The sequence below is a fragment of the Pedobacter sp. GW822-FHT03F06 genome (assembly GCF_058801365.1).
Map to the genome: position 1 here is coordinate 254,655 of NZ_JBXANE010000010.1, position 20,589 is coordinate 275,243.

The 20,589-nt window shown below is 38.1% G+C and carries 14 protein-coding genes; 10 read left to right on the top strand and 4 right to left on the bottom strand.

Annotated elements, in window-relative coordinates; all coding sequences use genetic code 11:
- Positions 1-80 precede the first annotated feature (80 nt).
- Together AC1RJ8_RS18445 and AC1RJ8_RS18450 are read right to left on the bottom strand one after the other, a co-directional pair.
- Positions 81-1,793, bottom strand: a complete 1,713-nt coding sequence (locus AC1RJ8_RS18445) for a RagB/SusD family nutrient uptake outer membrane protein (protein ID WP_492954755.1) — start codon at positions 1,791-1,793, stop codon at positions 81-83.
- Positions 1,794-1,808: 15 nt separating this feature from the next.
- Entirely contained in the window at positions 1,809-5,039 is a 3,231-nt protein-coding gene (locus AC1RJ8_RS18450; protein ID WP_492954754.1) for a SusC/RagA family TonB-linked outer membrane protein, read from the bottom strand.
- A gap of 596 nt (positions 5,040-5,635) precedes the next feature.
- On the opposite strand from AC1RJ8_RS18450, the gene AC1RJ8_RS18455 reads away from it, so the two are divergent.
- Positions 5,636-6,937 carry a DEAD/DEAH box helicase gene (locus AC1RJ8_RS18455; protein WP_492954753.1) on the top strand — a complete coding sequence of 434 codons (1,302 nt, stop codon included), beginning with the start codon at positions 5,636-5,638 and terminating at the stop codon, positions 6,935-6,937.
- Positions 6,938-7,278: 341 nt separating this feature from the next.
- On the opposite strand, the gene leuS is transcribed toward AC1RJ8_RS18455, so the two are convergent.
- Positions 7,279-10,107, bottom strand: coding sequence for a leucine--tRNA ligase (gene leuS, locus AC1RJ8_RS18460; RefSeq protein WP_492954752.1), 2,829 nt, complete (start codon positions 10,105-10,107; stop codon positions 7,279-7,281).
- Between the two features lie 229 nt (positions 10,108-10,336).
- On the opposite strand from leuS, the gene AC1RJ8_RS18465 reads away from it, so the two are divergent.
- On the top strand, positions 10,337-10,507 hold the full coding sequence (locus AC1RJ8_RS18465; RefSeq protein ID WP_492954751.1) for a hypothetical protein: 171 nt from the start codon (positions 10,337-10,339) through the stop codon (positions 10,505-10,507).
- 486 nt (positions 10,508-10,993) lie between these two features.
- Here AC1RJ8_RS18465 and AC1RJ8_RS18470 read toward each other — a convergent pair whose 3' ends face one another.
- Positions 10,994-11,422: a lipocalin family protein gene (locus AC1RJ8_RS18470; protein ID WP_492954750.1), complete on the bottom strand. Its 429-nt coding sequence runs from the start codon at positions 11,420-11,422 to the stop codon at positions 10,994-10,996.
- Between the two features lie 199 nt (positions 11,423-11,621).
- Here AC1RJ8_RS18470 and AC1RJ8_RS18475 point away from each other — a divergent pair, with 199 nt between their 5' ends.
- The 8 genes from AC1RJ8_RS18475 (at position 11,622) to AC1RJ8_RS18510 (ending at position 20,486) form a co-directional block, all read left to right on the top strand.
- The gene (locus tag AC1RJ8_RS18475) at positions 11,622-12,500 is read left to right on the top strand and encodes a cell division protein FtsX (protein WP_029275800.1); all 879 of its coding nucleotides are present in this window, start codon (positions 11,622-11,624) and stop codon (positions 12,498-12,500) included.
- The gene (locus AC1RJ8_RS18480) at positions 12,500-12,727 is read left to right on the top strand and encodes a DUF3098 domain-containing protein (RefSeq protein ID WP_029275801.1); all 228 of its coding nucleotides are present in this window, start codon (positions 12,500-12,502) and stop codon (positions 12,725-12,727) included. The genes AC1RJ8_RS18475 and AC1RJ8_RS18480 overlap by 1 nt, the downstream gene beginning before the upstream one ends.
- Positions 12,728-12,806: 79 nt before the next feature.
- Complete coding sequence (locus tag AC1RJ8_RS18485; RefSeq protein ID WP_492954749.1) at positions 12,807-13,601, top strand: undecaprenyl-diphosphate phosphatase; 795 nt, start codon at positions 12,807-12,809, stop codon at positions 13,599-13,601.
- A gap of 235 nt (positions 13,602-13,836) precedes the next feature.
- Positions 13,837-14,568, top strand: a complete 732-nt coding sequence (gene truB / locus AC1RJ8_RS18490; RefSeq protein WP_492954748.1) for a tRNA pseudouridine(55) synthase TruB — start codon at positions 13,837-13,839, stop codon at positions 14,566-14,568.
- Positions 14,565-15,425, top strand: coding sequence for a YitT family protein (locus AC1RJ8_RS18495; RefSeq protein ID WP_426325829.1), 861 nt, complete (start codon positions 14,565-14,567; stop codon positions 15,423-15,425). Before truB ends, AC1RJ8_RS18495 begins: the two co-directional genes overlap by 4 nt.
- Before the next feature lie 12 nt (positions 15,426-15,437).
- Positions 15,438-16,424, top strand: a complete 987-nt coding sequence (locus tag AC1RJ8_RS18500; RefSeq protein ID WP_492954747.1) for a bifunctional riboflavin kinase/FAD synthetase — start codon at positions 15,438-15,440, stop codon at positions 16,422-16,424.
- Positions 16,425-17,133: 709 nt separating this feature from the next.
- Positions 17,134-19,347 (top strand): monovalent cation:proton antiporter family protein, encoded by a 2,214-nt coding sequence (locus AC1RJ8_RS18505; RefSeq protein WP_492954746.1) that lies wholly within the window; start codon positions 17,134-17,136, stop codon positions 19,345-19,347.
- A gap of 104 nt (positions 19,348-19,451) precedes the next feature.
- Positions 19,452-20,486: a DUF2157 domain-containing protein gene (locus tag AC1RJ8_RS18510; RefSeq protein ID WP_492954745.1), complete on the top strand. Its 1,035-nt coding sequence runs from the start codon at positions 19,452-19,454 to the stop codon at positions 20,484-20,486.
- The last annotated feature ends 103 nt before the right edge of the window (positions 20,487-20,589 follow it).

Here is a 20,589-nt window from a genome sequence, read left to right on the forward strand (position 1 = left end):
TCCATCTGTAAAATAACTATAAAAAAAACGCATGGAAGGCTAATGCTTACTCCATGCGTTTTCATTAAAACAAATCAGAATTAATACCCCGGGCTTTGTTTTAGGGTACCATTACTTCTATCAATCTGATCTTGCGGTAAAGGGAAATAATCATCTCTGGTTTCGATGGTAATGCCTTTTAAGTAATTAAAGTATCCACCTTCAAAAGAAAAATAACTTTCCAGTGTTTGTTTGGCTATGCCCCAACGTACCAAATCAAAGAAGCGGTGACCTTCTAATGCCAACTCTAACCTGCGTTCGAAACGCACCGCATTTCTTGCATAGGTATCATTTGGAAATGAGGTATACTGGCTAACTTTGTAAGCCGCCGCCGGAGTCCCATTGATATCCCGAGGGGTTATTTTAGCCGCACGGGCTCTAACTGTATTAACCAGTATTAAAGCTCTGCCCAAATCGCCTTTTTCTACTGCACATTCTGCCGCCATCAGATAAACATCAGCTAAGCGGATCAGGTTTACGTTTAATCCGGTTACGTTGGAACTTCCCGGGGCTGTTCCACTCGAAATCTGAGCCGCATCAATGGTATTCTTAACAGCCAGAAAAGGGCCGCCGTTGCTGGCGTCGCGAATCCAGGTATCACCAGGCATTAAACCCCAATCGCGATAAGGAACGCCACGTCTACCTATTGTCGATTCAATTCGTGGATCTAAAGGTAAAGTCTTATCTACGGTGTAGTTTGTTTTATCCGTTCCGGTTAATCCATAATCAGATTTATAGGGATTAGTACGATAGCTGCCATCCAGTAGCGGTAAGCCAAGGGCGTTTACCTTAAAGGAGTTGGCCAGATCGATAGTTGGCTGGAAGAAACCGCAACAGTTAATCGGTGCATTACCATATGGAAAGTTGAGCATATCGCCCACATTGCCGTTATCTCCGCCGGTACCATCTGTTCCAACTGAATGTTGAACAGACATAATGGTTTCAGGTCCGTCTTCTTTGGTGATATCAAAGTTGTCTGAATAGGGCATATCGATCAAACTTGGTTTTGCCAATATTACCGCATTTAACAGATCATAAGCCTCTGTATATTTCTTTTGATATAAAAGTACCTTTCCAAGATAAGCCTGAGCAGCATATTTATCAACCCTACCTTTTTGATTTTTTGGTTTGGTTGTGCTTAAGTTGGCAACGGCAAACTGAAGATCATCTACAATATTTGGATAAATATCTTTATCATTTGGAACAAAAGCACCACTATTGGCCTCGGTAACATAAGGCACAACTTTAAATATACGAACCAAAAAGAAATAATAATGTCCACGTAACAATCTGGCTTCACCTTGAATTTCTTTTGCACGGGCATCATCAAATTTGGCCGATCCCGAACCTGCCTGTAAGCTGGCAAGGACTTTTAGCGTACGGTTACAGCGTTGAATTCCTTCAAAACACCTGTTCCAAATATTCGATAAATTATCATTTGTACTGGTTGGCGAATGCTGTTCAATGGCATTCATGGGCGGCTGATCTCCTGTGCTACTCCCTTTATGGGCATTATCAGATGCAACCTCGCCAAATAGCCATTGGCTTGGTGCCGCACCATAATTACCCCATGTTCCGTCTAAATTGCCATTAAGTAAACTATAGGAGCCTATTAAAAGTCCTTCAACCCCCTCTTGGCTCATTAACTGTTCCTCGGTGAGTTCGCCCTGCGGTTGCAATGCTAAAAATTCCTTCTTGCAGGAATACGTACTGCAAATTAATAAGGAAAGAAGAATATATTTTATATGTTTCATTTTGATAACTTTTAATTAAAATCCAACATTAATACCGATTAAAAACTGACGTGGTGATGGGTAAACACCCTGATCTACTCCTGGCGCCGAGAAGCCATCTACAATTTGACTGATCTCTGGATCCAATCCTGTGTATTTAGTGATGGTAAATACATTGGTTGCACTAACATACACCCTAATCTTATTGATGCCAGCATTTGGCCCAAAAGCCTTAGCTGTAGGGATGGAGTAGCCGATCTGCAAATTTTTCAACCTTAGAAAACTTCCATTTTGAATGTAATAACTTGAAGAAGCAAACTCCAGATCTGAGGCCCCGGCATAAGCCGAAGGAATCAGACTTGATGTATTGCTTGGGCTCCAGGCATCAAGTAATCTAACACTTTTAGCTCCATCAAAAGAAGGGAAATCCGTAAAATAGCGCGTAGCTTCGAATATATCATTTCCTTTTACACCATATAAGAAAGCTGAAATATCAAAATTCTTGTAAGATGCGTTCAAATTTATACCATACGTAAAATCAGGATGTGGACTTCCGATAATGGTCCGATCTTTTGGATCAATAATACCATCACCATTAATATCCTGATAACGTAATCCACCAACCCTGGCACCTGAGTAAGAAGGGTTATTCTGAATATCGGCAGTACTTTGATAAATTCCTGCGGTTTTATATCCAAAAAATGAACCCAGTGGCGCACCCTCTTGTAAAACACTGGTTTGTAAGCTCCTATAATTGCCATAAACCTGATTGAGAATACCTGGTGCCAACCTTACGATTTTATTGTTATTTTTGGAGAAGTTTGCACCAATATCAAATTTAAAAGGGCTATCAGCGCTTCTTCCATAATGGTAAGCGACATTAAATTCGACCCCTTTATTGCTCATATCGCCAATATTTACAAAAGGTGAGCTTCCCATTCCCACAATACTTGCTGGTAGCGGTACCGGGTAAAGCATATCAGTCGTTTTCTTGTTGTACCAATCTACCGATCCATCAACAGCCCCACCTAACAAAGTAAAATCAAGACCAATATTTAAAGAATTTACAGCTTCCCATTTTATGTCAGGGTTTTGATAGGCATTTTGTCGCACACCAGTGGTAAGACCATTACCGCCACCAAGCGCATAAGCTGAATTAACAATAGAACTTTGAAATCTATTGATATACTGATACCCCGGTATCCGTTGGTTTCCGGTTTGCCCGTATCCAACACGAAGTTTCAAATCGCTAACCCAATTGAGACTTTTCATAAACTCCTCTTCCGATAACCTCCAAGCCACACTTGCTGCCGGAAAATTACCATACTTATTAGCAGAACCGAAGTTTGATGAACCATCCCTACGGATGGTAAAACTGGCGAGATAACGATCATTAAAGGAATAATCGAGCTTTGCAAACACGGAAAATAGTGAGCCTATTGCTCCGGTACTGGCATTGCTAATGTTTGAAGAACCTGTATTTAAATAATAATAATCCGGATTACCCAAAAGAAAGAAATCATTTCTTCCTCCAGTTAATTGTCTGGTTCTGGATCTGATCGCTTCAGTACCGATTAATGCATTTAAACTATGTTTTTCAGCAAATTTTTTGTTATAATTTAAAGTATTAGTCCAGGTCCATTCCGTATTATATCCCTGAGTTTCGCTTAAATTATTTGAGTTATTGCCTTCAGAGAATTCCAAATTTGGATAACGCATAGATAAACTATTGTAGTTCTCGTAACGTATCCCAAAATTGGTTTTTAATACTAAACCTGGAATAATATCACCCTCACCGAAGATATTTCCAAAAAAGAAGTTGTTTTTATTAACATTATCCTTTGCCCTGAATAGAAATGCGAGTGGATTCTCTGCATTTCCCAACTGGCTACCACGGCTACCGGCAAAGTTTCCGGCAATGTCGTAAACAGGGATAATTGTTGGGATCCGGTATGCCCATCCTAAAGCACTTCCCTGATCCTGATAACCACCGGGAGTATTCGGGTTAACGCCAAATCCAACACCTTCAGAATAACTGTATTGCGCATTTTCTCCAAAACGCACCCTTTTATTAAAAGCAGATATGGCCGTATTCGATCTAAAACTATAACGTTTAAAACCAGTGTATTTTATCGTTCCTTTTTGGTTCAAGTATCCGGCACTAATAGAATAGGTTGCATTGTCTGAACCACCCAGCGCACTAATATTATAATTCTGAACTGGTGCAGATCCGGTTATCTCATCAAACCAATTGGTACCTTGTTTATTTGCTTTTGTAATTTGATAAAACAGATTTGGATCACGGCTATAATTGTACTTAGAAGGATCCGCATCTGCGGCAGTAACATTCTGACCAAGTTTTAAACCTGCCACCAAATATTCAGGCAATACTGGTACTGAGCCCGAACCATAGTTATCTCCGGCAGCAATAGGCTTTCCGGCATTAGTATACCCATTAAATACATATTGTGCATACTGTTGGGGGTTCATCATTTTCGGGAAGCTATTTTTTCTTGGCGATTGCGTGCCATAGTAAGAATCGAGCGTAATTTTTGGTACTCCGGCTGAGCCTTTTTTAGTGGTAATGATTACCACACCATTATTTGCTCTTGAACCGTAGATAGAAGCCGAAGATGCATCTTTCAATACCTGCATACTTTCGATATCATTCTGGTTAAGCCATGATAATTTACCTTCAAAAGGAACGCCATCGATAACATAAAGTGGATCGTTGTTATTAATGGTACTAAAACCCCGGATTCTGATCTGTGGTGTTGAACCTGGAGCCCCGTCATTTACAATTTGTACACCTGTTGCTTTTCCTTGCAGTGCTTCCACAGCACTTGCTGCCGGCTGGGCCTTTAACAGTTCCATGCTTACCACAGCCACTGCGCCGGTTAAATCTTTCTTCCGTTGAGCAGAATAACCAGTCACTACAACCTCTGTAAGGTTATTATTGTTGGCTTGTAATACAATTGAAATGTTCGTTTGGGTACCCACGGTTACTTCTTTACTGCCGTAGCCAACAAAAGAAATAACCAACACATCGGTAGGTTTTACGCTCAGTGAGAAGGCTCCATTTGCATCAGTAGAGGTACCACCACTACCATTTTTAATTTTGATTGTGGCGCCAACTACAGGCAGTTTATCATCACTGGCGATAACTTTACCAGTAATTTTTGATTGGGCCATTGCACCGAGGGCAAATAACATCCCCAAACACAAGAGAAGAAAGCTCCTCTTGATACAAGATAGATTTTGTTTCATAGGTTATAAATGATTAGGTGAAATAATGCGTACTCAATATGGCTGATGTACTTCTAGGTCAATAAACTAGCAGTATTCAGTTTATATCCGTCAGTCATGACGGCGTGGTTAAGTGGTTTAGTTTTTTGCCGGATTATGCCAGTGTACCAAAAAAGGCAGGCATGCAAGAAGAATGGATTCCTCCCGAAGAGTAGTAGTTTTTTTCTCATAAGTAAGTGGTTAGATGGTTGCTGGTATTTGATTGATGATTTACATAATGATATTTTTTAAATAAATAATGAATTAGTGTATAACATACACTTTATTAAAATTAAATATACATATAAAAATAATAATACTACAAAAAACACATAAATAAACAGACTACAAAATACTAACTAAAATGATTAATACATTAGACCAGTAGCAGATATGAATAATAGATAATGATTTGAGGTTACATTTATCAATTAGTAAATTCTCATACATTTTTTGTATCTTTGCCGCCGAAGCAGGAATAAGGGCTTGCCATTCTGAATGGCATATTCTCTCCGCAAGTTAGTCCTTCAACAATTGATTGTTCTAGCTTCTTCGATAAATATTACACAGAAACATACATGTTATTCAAAGAATTAAACCTCATTGAGCCAATTTTAAAGGCCCTTGAGACCGAAGGTTATACACAACCTACACCAATACAGGAGCAATCCATCCCAACGATATTAAAAGGTAAAGATTTATTAGGCTGCGCACAAACCGGCACCGGAAAAACCGCTGCCTTTGCCATCCCCATGTTGCAGCTATTGCACGAAAAACACGTCAACACTAAAGCAACCAAAAACATAAAGGCTTTAATTTTAACGCCAACACGCGAGCTTGCCATCCAGATTGAAGAGAGTTTTAAGGCTTATGGCCGTCATTTAAATTTACGCCACTTAGTAATTTTTGGTGGTGTAAATCAACACTCGCAGGTAGAAGCTTTAAGAAAAGGTGTTGATATTTTGGTTGCAACACCCGGCCGTTTATTAGATTTAATGAACCAGGGTTTCATTAGCTTAAATACCATCGAATTGTTCGTATTGGATGAGGCCGATCGTATGCTCGATATGGGCTTTATTCACGATGTGAAAAGAGTTGTAGCTAAATTGCCTGCAAAACGCCAGACTTTATTTTTCTCGGCAACCATGCCTGACGAAATCCAGAAGCTGGCAAATACGATTTTATCTAGTCCGACAAAAGTAGAGGTTACCCCTATTTCTTCTACTGCCGAAACAATTGTTCAATCGGTTTATTTTGTTGATAAACCGGATAAAAAGAAATTATTGATCCATCTTTTAGAAGATAAAAATATCCAAACGGCGCTGGTTTTTACCCGGACCAAACATGGTGCAGACCGCATTGTTAAGGATTTGGCCCATGCTGGTATTAAGGCCGCTGCCATTCACGGCAATAAATCGCAAAATGCCAGACAAAGGGCATTAACTGATTTTAAGGACAGGAAAATCCGCGTTTTGGTAGCTACCGATATTGCTGCACGTGGTATTGATATTGATCAGTTATCGCACGTTTTCAATTTCGAACTGCCAAATATACCTGAATCTTATGTACACCGGATTGGCCGTACAGGGCGTGCTGGTGCAAACGGGATTGCCATTTCTTTCTGTGATGCGGAAGAAAACGAATATTTATTGGATATTCAAAAACTGATTAAAATTACACTTCCGGTTGTTGATGACCATCCTTATCCATTAAGCTGGGAAAGTATGCTGGCTAAAAACCAGGTTAAACGCAAACCACAAGCCCAATCTAAAGGCGGTGGCGGTGCTAAAAAAGGTGGTGATGGCAATATGAGCGGCAAGCCACGCAATGCCAGCAACAACAGAAGATTTGGCGGGAACAGAAAAAGGGGAGAAAGATAGGATTTTGAGGTTGAGGGCTGGAAGGTTGAGGCTTAATTTATCTTTAACAATAAAATCCTGAACGATTATATAGCTGAATAAGCATTTTATTTACAAAATAATATCCACGCACTCGTCATTTCGAGCGCAGCCGAGAACCCGAAGAGGCTCAGCGAAGCTAAATCTGCGAAGTAGACCTCTCCATTTCACTGCGTTTCAGTCGAGATGACGACCGTTCTATTGGATCTGTCCCAGAAACACAAAAAACCCGGATTACGAAATGTAACCCGGGTTTTTATATTTCTAGCTTAGGCAAGCGCAAGGAAAACCCTCCACCCTATTACCTTCTGCCTTCTACCGCTCTACACCACTACATTAATGATCTTTCCTTTAACGAAAATGATCTTTTTGGTTGGTTTTCCATCTAAGAATTTCTGGAATTGCTCATCGGCCAATAAAATGCTTTCTACCTCCGGCTGCGCTAAAGTTAAGCTCAAGTTCAGGTTCATTTTCATTTTACCGTTGATTGAAACCGGATAGGCGAACTCATCTTCTACGAGATACTCTGGTTTAAATGTTGGGAAAGCCGTATACGATAAAGTTCCGGCTTCGTTACCTAACAATACCCAAAGCTCTTCGCAGATATGTGGCGCATAAGGCGAAAGAATAATCACCATATCTTCCAAAATCTGACGGTTTTTGCATTTCAGATCGGTTAACTCGTTTACTGCAATCATGAAACTCGATACAGAAGTATTGAACGAGAAACGCTCGATATCGTCCTGCACCTTTTTTATGATTTTATGCAGCGATTTTAACTCGGCTTTTGTAGGCACAGTATCGTTTACGTGGAAAGTCCATTCTTCGTTATGGAACAAACGCCAGAATTTACGCAAGAACTTAAATACACCTTCAATACCGTTCGTATTCCAGGGTTTACTCTGCTCCAACGGACCTAAGAACATTTCGTACATCCGCAAAGTATCAGCACCATAACGTTCAATCAAATCATCGGGATTAACCACGTTGAATTTTGATTTTGACATTTTTTCTACTTCAACACCGCAAATGTATTTCCCGCCTTCAAGAATAAATTCTACGTTGGCATATTCTTCTCGCCAGGCTTTGAACTTAGCGATGTCTAAAGTATCGTTTTCAACAATGTTCACATCAACGTGCAATGCTGAAGTTTTGTATTCTTTTCTTAATCCAGCTGATACGTAGGTATTAGTAGGTTTTCCGTTCTCATCGTTAATGCGATAAACAAAATTACTTCTCCCCTGGATCATACCCTGATTAATCAGTTTTTTGAAAGGTTCTTCTTCCTTGGTGTAACCCAAATCTTTCAAAAATTTATTCCAGAAACGGCTGTACAATAAGTGACCGGTTGCATGCTCTGAGCCACCAATGTACAAATCCACATCTTTCCAATATTCAACAGCTTCCTTTGAAGCAAAATCGTTATTGTTATTGGCATCCATATAACGGTACCAGTACCAGCTGCTTCCAGCCCAACCCGGCATGGTGCTTAACTCATAATGTCCGCCATCTTTTGGAACCCAGTCTTCAGCCCTGGCCAAAGGTGGTTCACCTGTTTCGGTAGGCAAATATTTATCAATTTCTGGAAGTAACAATGGCAATTCTTCTTCTTTTACCAAATAAGGCAATCCATCTTTAAAGTAAACCGGAATCGGCTCACCCCAATAACGCTGGCGACCAAAAATCGCATCACGCTGACGGAAGTTTACTTTTGCTTTCCCTACTTTCTCTTCTTCCAACCAGTTGTTCAAAAATGGAACAGCTTCTTTATAAGTCATTCCGTTTATGAAACCAGAATTAATGTATTTCCCTTCTTTGGTTGGATCTGCCTGAACATCAATATCCTTTTGTCCGTCCAAAATCTGGATTATTGGCAAATTAAAATGCTTCGCGAATAACCAATCGCGTTGATCGCCACTCGGAACCCCCATTACGGCGCCAGTTCCGTAACCTGCCAACACATAATCGGCAATCCATAACTGTACGCGTTCGCCACTTACAGGATTAATTACGTAGGTACCTGTAAAAGCGCCAGACACCGTTTTGGTATCGGCCATACGGTCTAATTCTGATTTCTTTTTAGTTAAAGCGATGTAGTTTGCAATGTCCTGTTTTTGTTCAGGAGTAGTTAATTCTGCAACCCACTCGTGCTCCGGAGCCAAAACCAGGTAAGAAACCCCAAAAATGGTATCTACACGGGTAGTAAAAACTTCTATATATTTTTCAGTTTTCAGTTTTGAGTTTTCAGTTTCTTCAACTGTCAACTGTGAATTGTCAACTGCAAACTTCACTGATGCTCCAACACTTTTACCGATCCAGTTGCGCTGCATTTCTTTAATCGGCTCTGGCCAATCGATGGTATCCAAACCTTGCAAAAGCCTGTCAGAATAAGCGGTAATCCGCATGCTCCATTGCATCATTTTCTTTTGCTCAACAGGAAAACCGCCACGTTCCGAGAAACCATCTTTTACCTCATCATTCGCTAAAACGGTTCCTAAAGCCGGACACCAGTTTACAGTACTCTCGCGAAGATAAGTTAAGCGGTATTTTAACAATTCGACTTGTTTCTCTTCATCGGTAAAGGTTGCCCAATCGCTCGGCATAAATTCTTTAATATCTTCATCACAAACTGCTTTAACATCAGCTGTACCAGAGGCATTGAATTTTTCGATCAAAGTGGTAATATCTTCTGCCCTATCGTTTTCGATATTGTACCACGAGTTGAACAATTGCATAAAAATCCACTGTGTCCATTTATAATAAGATGGCTCGCTGGTGCGTACCTCTCTGCTCCAATCGAAAGAAAAACCAATTTGGTCTAACTGGCGGCGGTAGGTTGCAATATTTGCCTCGGTGGTAATGGCAGGGTGCTGTCCGGTTTGTATAGCGTATTGCTCTGCAGGTAACCCAAACGAATCGTATCCCATTGGATGCAGTACGTTGAAGCCTTTAAGGCGTTTATATCTTGAAAAAATATCTGATGCAATGTAACCCAGTGGGTGACCAACGTGCAGACCTGCTCCTGATGGATAAGGAAACATATCTAACACATAATATTTTGGTTTTTCAGAATTGCTTTCGGCTTTAAACGTTTGATGATCTGCCCAAAATTTCTGCCACTTTTGTTCTATTTCTTTGAATTGGTAATCCATTGCCAGTTTTAAATTTTTAAAGGGGCGAAAATACGGAAATTAAGGGGCTTAAAAAAGCAGATTCAAGATAATATTTTACCAACAGAAATACAGAATCAGAAGAGGTTAGGAATAAAATTTGGTGTTTTTTGTGCAGTCAGGTGTTACCATCTGACTGCACAAAGAAACTAAATCCAAGTAAATGCATTAATTTATTATTTAGTATCTTCGTATACCAAAAATGAGTGTTATGACACATCTTACAATTGAAAATAAGAAATACGTACTCATCCCAGAAGAAAGTTACCAAGAGTTACAAAAAAATGCGGCTTTAAAACATCATCCTGAAAAAACATTTTCTATTAATGAAGCGCGGGCTCATAGTAAAAAGTTAATCAGGAAATGGGCAGCAGAAAAATAACAATTAAGCAATCTGCTGTAGAAAGTATTGCAGAAGTTTCTTGGTATTTAGAATCTGAGGATCTTCCTGCCACAGCAGAAAATTTGCTGACGACATCTATGATTTCATTGAAAAATTAGGAGACAGCAGAAAAAGATACAGAACTTGCAGGGAACCACAAAGAATTTTGATGGGCTTTAAATGCATTTCTTACAAGAAAAAATATATTATTGTTTTCATCGAATTGGATACAGAGATCGTTGTATGCGAATTTATTCCATCGAAAATGATTTACTGGTAATTTCTTATCTCCGATTATGCATAGTGCAGTCAGGTGTTACCATCTGACTATCGATTATTTTAAAATAAGGGAATACTTAGAATATGTTTTTTTAGTGTCAGTTGGAAACAACTGACACCACATTTAGCCGCCCACATCACCACAAAAAAAATGCGCCATTGATGTTAAAAACCAATGGCGCAGCAAATAATCGGGGGATTAAGATCTTATCTTGATAAAGAATATACTTTAGTAACGTTTGTTTTATCAATTTTAGCAGTAAACTCTAATTTATTTGCAGTAATGCTATTTACTTTACAATAATTCAATCCGTCGTTAATATCCATACTGAACTGATCAGAGTAAATGATCACATAAGTTCCGATTGTTCTGTTACCAGATAAACTCAACTCTACCTGATCATCGTTATTTGATTTGTAGTCAACATAATCACTTGTTGTACCATAGGTAACAGTTCCATTAATTTTTTTCGGATCTTTCAATGTTTCTTCAGCAGTGTAGCCAGAAGTTACGATTTTATTTAACGTCCATCTCCCTAACATCTGGGCTTTTAAAGAAGTATCATCTTTCTTACAAGAAATAATTGTAGAGGCGATAAGTAAGAATAGGCTCAGAATAGTAATTTGTCTTTTCATAGTTAAATTTAGTTTTAAGATATCCATAATTAACGCCGTTTCAACAAATTTCGTACCGCGTTTTCAGAAAAAGTAAATTTAATTAAAGAATTAATACTCAAACTAAAAGCAAAAGCTTTCCGTTAATATTCATTTAGTAATCATTAATTGGTGTTTATCAGGTATAATTTATATTTTCGCAGAAACAAAAATGAAATACATGGAAGAATTCGAAGTAAGTGATGCATCTAAGAAAACCAAAACCGTTTATATCTCTACTATAATCAGTATTGCATTGGTTTTATTAATGCTGGGGCTGCTTGGTTTGGTACTTGTACATGCCAAAAACCTGTCTAACTACGTTAAAGAAAACATTGTTTTAAACATTATTGTTGATGAAGGTGCCAAAGAAGCCGATGTTTTAGCGTTTCAGAAAGAGTTAAATGCCAACCCTGCTGTAAAACAAACGCAATATGTAAATAAAGAGCTTGCAGCCAGAAATTTAACACAGGATTTAGGTGAAGATTTTGTTAACTTTTTAGGTTACAACCCGCTAACTTCTACCTTCGATGTGTATTTAAAAGCAGAATACGCGAACAATAAAAGCATCGATGCCTTAAAAGCAAGTATTTCTAAAAATCCTGTTGTTAAAGAAGTAGTTTACCAAAGCTCTTTAATTGATATGGTGAACAAAAATATCAGCACCATTGGCTTAATTATTTTAGCCTTTGCCGCACTACTACTAATCATCTCTATCGCACTGATTAACAACACAATAAGACTAGCAATCTACTCACAGCGCTTTTTAATTAAAAGTATGCAGCTGGTTGGTGCAACGAAAAACTTTATTCGACGTCCTTTCTTACTGTATGCTGCTTTGCATGGCTTAATTGCTGCATTTATTGCCATCATAATTTTATTGGCAACTTTAATTTATGCCCGCAAAGAGGTACCTGAGATTATTATTTTAAATAACTACCAGGAATTTGGCTTCGTATTTATAGGCCTTTTAATTGTGGGTATTTTTATAACAGGCATTAGTACATGGTTTGCAGTAAGCAGATATTTACGTTTAAAATCTTATCATCTTTATAGATAATGGCAGAAAAAAAAACAGGTCCGGTTGTAAAGGACGTTAAAAGCGAATTGGTTTTCACCAAAAAAAACTATCAGTTATTGTTAATCAGCATTGCAATTGTAGCCGTTGGTTTTATATTAATGATGGGTACCACTGGTGATATTTATGACTTCAGAAGAACCTTATTGGCACCGATAGTGGTGTTGGCGGGTTTTGCTTTTGGCATTTATGCTATCCTAAAAAAATAATTTTATCATAAAGGACTATACTTAAAACGCTTAATTTATTGGTTAAGCGTTTTCTTTATTTCTTATCTTTTCTAAAAATATGAACTCTTTTGAAGCCATTGTCCTTGCGATTGTTGAAGGATTAACTGAATTTTTGCCTGTATCGAGCACCGGACACATGATTATAGCCTCGTCTTTTATGGGCATTGCATCAGAACCATTTGTAAAGCTTTTCACTATTGTGATACAATTGGGTGCAATACTTTCAGTGGTTGTACTCTATTTCAAAAGATTTTTCAAATCGATAAATTTCTACATTAAATTACTGGTTGCATTTATCCCAGCTGCCATATTTGGTCTGTTATTAAGCAAAAAGATAGACGAATTATTAGAAAGCCCAATGGCTGTTGGTATTTCGCTATTAGCTGGTGGTATTATCTTATTATTTGTAGACAAATGGTTTAATAAACCAACCATTAATGAAGAGGAGGAAGTAACTTATTTAACGGCACTGAAAATAGGCTTCTTTCAGTGTATTGCCATGTTACCGGGTGTATCGCGCTCGGGAGCCACTATAGTTGGTGGTATGAGTCAGAAATTAAGCAGAAAAGTTGCAGCAGAATTTTCATTCTTTTTGGCTGTACCTACCATGTTTGCTGCAACAGCAAAAAAACTTTACGATTTTTATAAAGAAGGGCACGCTATTACCCATGAGCAGACTAACCTTTTAATTATCGGTAATGTTGTTGCTTTTGTAGTGGCACTTTTGGCGATAAAAAGTTTTATCGGATACTTAAACAAAAATGGTTTCAAGGTTTTTGGATGGTATAGAATTGCTGCTGGTTTAATTATTATCATCTTATTGCTGAGCGGACACAACTTACAGATTATATAGTCCAGGAATATTAACCACAGATTTACACGGATGATGTTGTATCATAAAAACAATTCCTTCTAAGATTATGTCATGTTGAGCCTGTCGAAACACCTTAAAAGGTATTTAAATAAGTCCTTCGACAAGCTCAGGATGACAAATCTATAATTATGACATAACCTTATACTTTGTATCTGTGGTTAAAAAAAACTTAAGCAACCGACATTGAATCCGTATCTTTGCGCAAAAAAGATTTGTGAGTACCGAAAATTCAAAATTCAAAGATTTCAATTTTGCTGAAGGCGAATTGCTTTTAATCAACAAACCATACAAGTGGACTTCATTTGATGTGGTGGGCAAAATCCGTAATTCTTTAAAACCATTAAAGCTTAAGGTTGGTCATGCCGGCACTTTAGACCCACTTGCTACAGGGCTGTTAATCATCTGTACAGGCAAACTGACTAAACAGATAGATACTTTTCAGGCTGAAGAGAAAGAATATACTGGCACCATGATTTTAGGTGCTACTACCCCATCGTTCGATATGGAAACGGAAGTAGATCAAACTTTCGACATCAGCAACATCACCGAAGAAGATATATATGCGGCATGCAAACCATTTATTGGCGATATAGCGCAATATCCGCCTGCACATTCTGCTGTAAAGGTAAATGGCGAACGTTTATACGTAAAAGCAAGATTAGGTGAAGAGGTAGAGCTGCGTAAACGTTTTGTAAATGTTCCAGCATTCGAAATTACACGGATCGAATTGCCAGAGATCGATTTTAGGATTGTATGCAGTAAAGGCACTTACATCCGCTCGTTAATATCCGATTTTGGTAAAACTTTAAATAGCGGGGCTTATCTTTCTAAACTTACCCGTACCCGGAGCGGAAACTTTTTGCTTAAAGATGCGTTTGAGGTATTAGAACTTGTTAATTATATTCGTAGCAAGAAAGAAGAAGCTAAAACTGAAGCAGAGGCATGAACCGCATCAAAAACAAGAACATCAGGTTTATAAAAGAAATTCTTTTAATTATTGCAGGTGTAACTTCGGCATGTTTTGGCTTAAAAAGCTTTTTAATGCCCAGTCACTTTATCGATGGTGGTGTTACAGGTATTTCCCTTTTGTTAAGCACCTTAACAGGCTGGAATTTATCGTACCTTATTGTAATTATCAACATTCCCTTTGTAATTTTAGGTTACAGGCAGATTGGTAAAGGCTTTGCCCTTAAAACCGCTATTGCCATTGCTGCGCTCTCGTTAGCCTTAATTTTTCTTCCCTTTCAACCCATTACCCACGATAAATTGCTCATCGCATTTTTCGGCGGATTATTTTTAGGCGGTGGAATCGGACTGGCCATGCGCGGTGGCTGTGTAATCGATGGAACTGAGGTTTTAGCGCTTTACATCAGTAAAAACAGCATTTTAACCGTTGGAAATATCATCCTGATTTTAAATATCATTATTTTCGCCTTCGCAGCTTATTTCTTAAATATCGAAACGGCACTGTATGCCATTCTAACGTATTTATCGGCATCAAGCACGATCGATTTCATTGTAAACGGCATAGAACAATACACGGGCGTTACCATTATTTCGGAACATCAGGAAGCCATAAAGGGATTCATTATTAACGAAATGAAACGAGGGGTGACCATCTATAAAGGCGAAGGTGGTTACGGAGAAAAGAAAGATATCGATATTATTTTTACCGTTGTTACCAAACTAGAAATGAGCAAATTACAAACCGCTATACGACAGATTGATTCGGATGCCTTTGTAATACAACAACAGATTGCCGATTTAAAAGGCGGGGTAGTAAAACGCCATGCCTTACATTAATTTTCCATTCCATTGAAGATATACAATAACCTTTCGGATTTTAAAAAATTAGATAACGCCATTGTAACCATTGGCACTTTTGATGGCGTACATTTCGGACACCAAAAAATTATTAAACAACTGGTACAAAAAGCAAAAGCCGATAACGGAGAAAGCGTAATATTAACTTTTTTCCCGCACCCGAGAATGATTATCGATCCTGAAAACCAGGATTTGAAGATGATTAATACCATTAATGAAAAAGCCGAAATTTTAAAAAGTTTAGGAGTAGATCATTTAATCATCACACCATTTACCAGAGATTTCTCTAATCAACTGCCTGAAGATTATATCAAAAATACATTGGTGAATAACATTGGCACCAAGCATATCATTATTGGTTACGACCACCGCTTTGGCAAAGACCGTTCTGGAAATTTAAGCGATTTAAAGGCCGCAGGTTTACATTATGGTTTTAGTGTGGAAGAAATTATGGAGCAGGATATTCATGATGTTGCGGTAAGCTCTACCAAAATCCGTCAGGCATTACTCGCTGGAGATGTAAGTTTAGCTAACGACTACCTTGGCTATCCTTTTTCTATTTTTGGAAGGGTAATTAAAGGTGATAAAATCGGAAGAACAATAGGTTTCCCAACAGCCAATATCTTTGTAGAAGAAACTTATAAACTGATCCCCGGCGACGGCATTTACGCAGTAACAGTAGAAATGGAGTCCGAAGTCCGAAGTCCGGAGTCCGATGTCCTAAACCCTAAACCCTCAACCTTAAACCTCCAACCTTACAAAGGTATGGCCTACATCGGGCAACGCCCAACCATTAACGGAATGACCAGAAACATTGAGGTTAACATCTTCGATTTTAATCAGGAAATTTATGGACAGGATATTAAGATGAACTTTTTGAAATTCCTGCGTCATGACGTGAAATTCACCGGATTAGAAGCTTTAACTGTACAGTTACAAAAAGACAAGGAGGCTACTTTAGCTTATTTTAACAAGTAAAATTATTTTTAGCGTATCCAACGCTATCGTCATCTCGACTGGAACGCAGTGAAATGGAGAGATCTATCTAAACAGATTTAGCTTCGCTGAGCACTTCGTGGTTCTCGACTTCGTTGCACTCCGCTCGAAATGACGGTAATTCGAGATGTGAGTGATTTTACAAACTCAATTTTAGTAATCCAAGTCAAAAGGCTATTTATTTCTGTTAAATCCAATTTTCCTTTCAAAAAAGCCTCATTTTCGTTATATTAGCGGCAATGAGGCTTTTTTACATCATCTTTTTTCTCTCTATCTCCATTAATTTTGCGGCTTTCGCATCGCAGGAAAAAAGAAATGATGTGCCATTAAAAAACACCAAAATAAGTTTCATTTCAAGCAAAAAAAAATTCAAATCCAATTCTGATTTCAATCAGGACAGTGAAAGTCTGCAAAAAGATTTCATTAACAGTTCAATTATAAAAATATCTTCCAGTGCATTTGTACTGATCACTTTTTTGCTGTTCCTTTTTTTTAAGAACAAAACCATCAATACAAAAGTTGTAATCAGGAGATTAAAGCATAATTATTGGTATTTGTTTAAGATGCTCTATCCAAAACATGTTTTTTGGTAAGTAATTTCATTTTTAACCACAAATGTGGTGCTTTCAATAAAATGCCGAGTAATAATACTTGGAAATAAATTATTTAATCACAATACCCATTTTTATAGATGCATTTACCCGATTTAATTGCCGATTTAGGATTAATCCTTGCTGCAGCAGGGATAACTACCCTCATATTTAAACGAATTAAACAACCCCTGGTTTTAGGTTACATACTGGCCGGCCTGCTGGTTGGCTCACATTTAGATTTTTTCCCTTCTGTTACCGATACAAAAAGTATCAATATTTGGGGCGAGATAGGTGTAATTTTCCTTTTATTCAGTCTTGGCTTAGAGTTCAGTTTCAAAAAACTGGTTAAAGTTGGCGGTTCCGCCTCCATCACAGCGATTGTAAAAGTCCTTTTTATTATTCTGGCGGGCTACTTAGTTGGTAAAGCAATGGGCTGGAAGGACATGGATAGTTTATTTCTGGGGGGAATTTTGTCCATCTCATCAACAATGATTACCATTAAGGCCTTCGAAGAACTTGGTTTAAAACATAAAAAGTTTGCAGGTCTGGTTTTTGGTGTTTTAATTGTTGAAGATCTGGTGGCCATCTTGTTATTGGTATTATTCTCTACCCTGGCGGTTAGTCAGCAATCAGCTGGTACCGAAATGCTGTATTCTATCTTAAAACTGGCTTTCTTTTTAGTGCTTTGGTTTTTAGGTGGAATATTCTTAATTCCCTCGTTCCTTAAAGCAACCAAAAAATTAATGAATGATGAGACCATGCTCGTGGTATCATTAGGTTTATGTTTGGTGATGGTATTATTGGCCGATAAGGTTGGCTTCTCTCCTGCCTTGGGTGCGTTTATAATGGGCTCTATTTTAGCCGAAACCACACAGGCAGAAAGAATAGAACACTTAACCAAATCGGTAAAAGACTTATTTGCCGCAGTTTTCTTTGTTTCGGTTGGTATGCTGATTGATCCTTCTATGCTGGTTAAGTATTGGGTTCCAATTTTAGCCGCTACTGTGGTTATTATCTTCGGGAAAATCATATTTACCATTTTAGGTGCGTTGTTATCCGGTCAGCCGTTAAAAACTTCGGTACAATCAGGCATGAGTTTGGCGCAAATTGGTGAGTTTTCATTCATCATTGCCTCATTAGGCTTAACCCTTAAAGTAACCAGCGATTTCCTTTATCCTATTGCGGTAGCAGCAGCAGCGATCACTACATTTACCACACCATATCTGATTAAACTATCTGAACCTTTTTACCAGTATTTAAACCGTGTTTTACCTAAAAAATGGTTAGATGGAATCGAAAGGTACAGCTCCAGTACCGAAGGAATTACCACATTAAGCGATTGGAAGGTTTTATTGAGGTCTTATATTTTTAATACCATTATCCACTCCGTAATTATCATTGCGATCATCTTTTTAGCCTACAGGTACGTTCAGCCTTTTATTGTGAGCAATATTTCCAATAGTTTAACTTCTATTATTATCAGTGTAGTGGTTTCCTTTATTTTAATGTCGCCGTTTTTATGGGCCTTATCGATCAGAAGGATTCAACGAACAGCCTATTCTCACCTTTGGCTGAACAAAAAGTATACCCGAGGACCGTTAATTGCGATCGAATTTTTCAGAATAGCCTTAGGTATTTTCTTTGTAGGTTTTTTAATGTACGAGTTTTTTGATACCTGGATTGCAGCTGTAATCGCATTGGTTTTGATCATCATCGGCATGGTTATTTTCTCCAGGAAACTACAATCGTTTTATGATAAACTGGAAAGACGTTTCATGTTGAATTTAAATGCACGTGAAAATCAAAAACCTGATATTTTACCCTGGGATACCCACTTAACTGAACTCACTGTTTCCCCTGAATCGGAAGTAGTTGGAAAAACACTTACCGAATTAATGATCAGGGAAAAATATGGGGTTAACATTGCTTTAATAGAGCGTGGAAGAAATAACATTCCAACACCTGGAAGAGATGAGCGGCTTTATCCAAACGATAAACTGCTATTAATTGGTGCTGATGATCAATTGGCGGCTGTTAAAGCACTTTTAGAAGTTGATGCTCCAGAAACAGCTGAAGAAAATAATTTCCCGAATAAAGAAATGACCTTGCAAAAGGTAGTTGTCCATGCAGAATCGCCTGTTTATGGACTTAGTATTAGAAATGCAGGCATCCGCGAAAAAGCACAGGCCTTAATTGTTGGTATAGAAAGAGGTACGGATCGGATATTGAATCCTTCTTCAGACTTTGTATTCGACAACGGTGATGTAATTTGGATTGTAGGCAATAACAAGAAGATTAAGGAAGTTATATAGATAGTCCTGAGTCTTTAGCCGGTAGTCTTTAGTCAATTTAGACTTCTAACTAAGGACTTTTGACTAAGGACTAAAAAAACCTATCTTCGTGTATAACCTAACCTATGAAAGTCGATAGAGAAAAGAGTGAGTTTCTTGATGATATGATTGAGCAATGGCAAAGTGACGGCTTAATTAATGATGAAACTGGTGATAAACTCCGTAAAAGTTATGAAGCCAAAAACTTCGACTGGTTACGCCTGGCACAGTATGCTTTTTGGGTAGCTTTGGCTTGCGGTTTTATTGCGCTTGGATCGCTCCTCATCGATAATTCGATCTTAAACTATTTAAAACGGGTTTACAATACACCTAATATTGTTATCGCTATTGTTTCTGGCGGATTGGCTGCGTGGCTTTACATCCTGGGTTTTAATCGGAAGAAGAAGCTGGCCCATTTAAAGTTTAGCAATGAGGCTATCGTTTTTTCTGCAATTTTACTCACGGCGAATGCTATTGCTTATTTCGGAAAGGCGATGGACAATGGATCTGGTAACTTCTCTATCCTGATTTTAATATCTGTTTTTATTTATGGTGCCTTAGGTTATATCTTCAATTCGCGTTTAATCTGGGTTTTTGCGTTGATATCTTTAGGTGCCTGGTTTGGTACTGAAACAGGTTATTTAAGCCGATGGAATTATTACTTCCTTGGCATGAATTACCCTTTGCGCTTTGTGGTTTTTGGAGCTGCATTAACCGCAGCATCTTTCATTATGAAAGCTTTCCCCAAAACACAAAACTTCTTCCAGGTTACTTATATCGCAGGAATGGTTTATTTGTTTGTATCTCTTTGGGCCTTATCCGTATTTGGCAATTTTGCCAGTTTGGAAGAATGGTATAAGGTTAGGCAGCTAAGCCTATTTTATTGGGCATTAATTTCAGGAGCCATTTGTGTAGCGAGTACTTTATTTGGTTTAAAATACCGTGATGACATTGCCCGCGAATTTGGCATTACTTTTCTCTTTATTAACCTCTACACACGCTATTTCGAATACTTCTGGGACAGTTGGCATAAAGCTTTGTTTTTTTCGGTCCTGGCAGCGTCTTTTTGGCTAATAGGCAGAAAAGCAGAGAAAATATGGAATGTAGAGTTTTTGAAGTAGAACCCTGAAATTAATTAAAATACGCTAGTCGTCATCTCCTTTGGTTTATCAAACTGATTTTTCTTCTTTCAAATAGTATTACAAGAAGAAAGCTTGGTAAGCG

Bases quoted from the DNA above. Each gene is read 5' to 3' on its own strand.
- AC1RJ8_RS18510 (WP_492954745.1), top strand. From the start codon at position 19,452: ATGAAAGTCGATAGAGAAAAGAGTGAGTTTCTTGATGATATGATTGAG.
- AC1RJ8_RS18485 (WP_492954749.1), top strand. From the start codon at position 12,807: ATGAACTCTTTTGAAGCCATTGTCCTTGCGATTGTTGAAGGATTAACT.
- AC1RJ8_RS18445 (WP_492954755.1), bottom strand. From the start codon at position 1,793: ATGAAACATATAAAATATATTCTTCTTTCCTTATTAATTTGCAGTACG.
- leuS (WP_492954752.1), bottom strand. From the start codon at position 10,107: ATGGATTACCAATTCAAAGAAATAGAACAAAAGTGGCAGAAATTTTGG.
- AC1RJ8_RS18465 (WP_492954751.1), top strand. From the start codon at position 10,337: ATGACACATCTTACAATTGAAAATAAGAAATACGTACTCATCCCAGAA.
- AC1RJ8_RS18450 (WP_492954754.1), bottom strand. From the start codon at position 5,039: ATGAAACAAAATCTATCTTGTATCAAGAGGAGCTTTCTTCTCTTGTGT.
- AC1RJ8_RS18455 (WP_492954753.1), top strand. From the start codon at position 5,636: ATGTTATTCAAAGAATTAAACCTCATTGAGCCAATTTTAAAGGCCCTT.
- AC1RJ8_RS18475 (WP_029275800.1), top strand. From the start codon at position 11,622: ATGGAAGAATTCGAAGTAAGTGATGCATCTAAGAAAACCAAAACCGTT.
- AC1RJ8_RS18470 (WP_492954750.1), bottom strand. From the start codon at position 11,422: ATGAAAAGACAAATTACTATTCTGAGCCTATTCTTACTTATCGCCTCT.
- AC1RJ8_RS18505 (WP_492954746.1), top strand. From the start codon at position 17,134: ATGCATTTACCCGATTTAATTGCCGATTTAGGATTAATCCTTGCTGCA.
- AC1RJ8_RS18480 (WP_029275801.1), top strand. From the start codon at position 12,500: ATGGCAGAAAAAAAAACAGGTCCGGTTGTAAAGGACGTTAAAAGCGAA.
- AC1RJ8_RS18495 (WP_426325829.1), top strand. From the start codon at position 14,565: ATGAACCGCATCAAAAACAAGAACATCAGGTTTATAAAAGAAATTCTT.